Origin of the sequence: uncultured Sphingomonas sp., from assembly GCF_964244235.1 — a bacterium.
GTDB lineage: Bacteria > Pseudomonadota > Alphaproteobacteria > Sphingomonadales > Sphingomonadaceae > Sphingomonas.
Genome location: NZ_CAXTII010000148.1, coordinates 1 through 2,016, shown reverse-complemented (window position 1 = coordinate 2,016; position 2,016 = coordinate 1). Strand labels below are relative to the sequence as shown.

Below are 2,016 nucleotides of genomic sequence, written 5' to 3'. Positions count from 1 at the left end.
CCACATCAGCGCGGCGGCGGCGAAGGCGAACCAGCGGTGGATGAACTGAACGATCAGCGGGTCGTCGACGACCGCGTCGAGAAACGACCGGCCGGTCTGGCCGGGGCCAGGGAAGAACCGGCCATACATCAGCGGCCATTCCGGCGTGGCCTTTCCCGCACGAAGCCCCGCGGTGAACGCGCCGTACATCAACTGCGTGAACAGGACGATGCCGACGACCGCCGACACCCGCCGCAGCCGCGCCGGCCGGGCATAGGGATTGCGCGCCAGATCGAGAAGATCGAGCGCGGTCCACACCATCCCCGCGAGCGTGAACATCGCGGTGAGCAGATGCGCGGCCAGCCAGCCATGCCCGACCTCGACCTGCCCCGGCCGAAGCCCCGAGCGCACCATCAGCCAGCCGAGCGCGCCTTGCAGCGCACCCAGTGCGAGCAATGCGACGAGCCGCCAGCCATAGCCCTTTGGAATGCGTCGATGCAGCGCGAACCAGATGAGCGGCAGCGCAAAGGCCAGACCGATCGTCCGCCCGATCATGCGGTGGATATATTCCCAGAAGAACAGACCCTTGAACTCGGCAAGCGCGATGCCGGCATGGACCGTACGCGACTGATCGATCGTCCGGTAATTGGCAAGTTCCGCCTGCCACTGCGCATCGTTCAGCGGCGGCAGGATGCCGCTGAGCGGTTTCCAGGTGGTGATCGACAAACCGGATTCGGTCAGCCGCGTGATCCCGCCGACCACCACGATGCCGACGATCATCCCCGCTACGAAAAGCAGCCAGATCGCGACCGCGCGAGGGCGCGCTTTCGACATGAAGGCGGCGCTGGTTTGAAGCATGCTTCCGCCTACACCTTCCGCGGTGCGTCGCCAAGCGGTGGGATCGTCGACGATGATCTCGATTGTTCGTGCGATGTGACATTGTATCGCGTTCGCAATCGGCGTATCTCCGTCGATATGCCGATAATGAACGTCACGATCCGATTTCCGCGCCTTCCCGGCATCGACCGGCTGGCGATCGGGCTGTCGGGGCTGTGCGTCGTCCACTGCGTGGCGAGTTCGGTGCTGCTGGTCATGCTGTCGGCGGCGGATGGCGTGCTGCTGAACCCGATTTTCCACGAGGTCGGGCTGGCCTTCGCCATCCTGCTCGGCGCGGTGGCGCTCGGGCGGGGGGCGCTTCGCCATGGCTATGTCATGCCGATCTGCATGGGATCGCTGGGGCTCGGCATCATGACGGGTGCGATGACGCTGCCGCATGACGGGACGGGGGCGGAGGCGGTCTGGACGATCGTCGGCGTCGGGCTGCTCGCGTTCGGGCATGATCTCAACCACCGCGCGGTGCATTGATCCGGCGGCTCGCGCCTTGCCGAGGGCGGCTGCGAGGCTTAGCTGTAGGCGATGGCCAGCCACGCGCACGAGCACCACGAACCCGAAGGCCCCGCGCTCGCGCGGGCGGCGCAGGGCGTGCTGGAACAGGCGGGCGAGCAATGGACAGCGATGCGCGCCAGCGTCTTCGCGGCGCTCGCCGGGTTCGAAAAGCCCGCCAGTGCGTACGACATCGCCGACGCGGTTTCCAATGCGCTCGGTCGGCGAATCGCGGCGAACAGCGTGTATCGGATCCTCGACCTGTTCGTCGGCACCAATCTCGCGCGCAAGGTCGAAAGCGTGAATGCCTATGTTGCGAACGCGCATCCCGACTGCCTCCACGATTGCATTTTTCTGGTGTGCGACGCGTGCGGTCAGACGACTCACCTCGACGACGACCGGGTGACAAACGGGGTCCGCGATGCCGCACAGGCGGCGGGGTTCGCGCCGCAGCGGCCGGTGATCGAAGTGCGCGGGCGATGCGCCGATTGCGTCGGGTCCTGAGCGAAATACGGGCAATCGACACCGCTTATTACGCGCGCTAGACCGCATCGATGACTGATCGTCCCCTCGGCCTGGTGCCCCCGACCCCTTTGCTCGACCGGATTGCGATTCCTGCCGACCTTCGCGCGCTGCCGCAGGGCGACCTGCGGC

3 protein-coding genes are annotated in these 2,016 nt (G+C 66.5%); 2 read left to right on the top strand and 1 reads right to left on the bottom strand.

Annotated elements, in window-relative coordinates; translation table 11 throughout:
• Positions 1–837: COX15/CtaA family protein (locus tag ACFE7D_RS14405; protein ID WP_375396098.1), on the bottom strand; the 837-nt coding region annotated here is incomplete at its 3' end.
• 126 nt (positions 838–963) lie between these two features.
• Here ACFE7D_RS14405 and ACFE7D_RS14400 point away from each other — a divergent pair.
• Together ACFE7D_RS14400 and ACFE7D_RS14395 are read left to right on the top strand one after the other, a co-directional pair.
• Positions 964–1,344 carry a MerC domain-containing protein gene (locus ACFE7D_RS14400; protein WP_375396097.1) on the top strand — a complete coding sequence of 127 codons (381 nt, stop codon included), beginning with the start codon at positions 964–966 and terminating at the stop codon, positions 1,342–1,344.
• A 51-nt stretch (positions 1,345–1,395) separates the two neighbouring features.
• A complete protein-coding gene (locus tag ACFE7D_RS14395; RefSeq protein WP_375396096.1) occupies positions 1,396–1,866 on the top strand; it encodes a Fur family transcriptional regulator in 471 nt (156 codons plus the stop codon).
• The last annotated feature ends 150 nt before the right edge of the window (positions 1,867–2,016 follow it).

Bases quoted from the DNA above. Each gene is read 5' to 3' on its own strand.
- ACFE7D_RS14400 (WP_375396097.1), top strand. From the start codon at position 964: ATGAACGTCACGATCCGATTTCCGCGCCTTCCCGGCATCGACCGGCTG.
- ACFE7D_RS14395 (WP_375396096.1), top strand. From the start codon at position 1,396: ATGGCCAGCCACGCGCACGAGCACCACGAACCCGAAGGCCCCGCGCTC.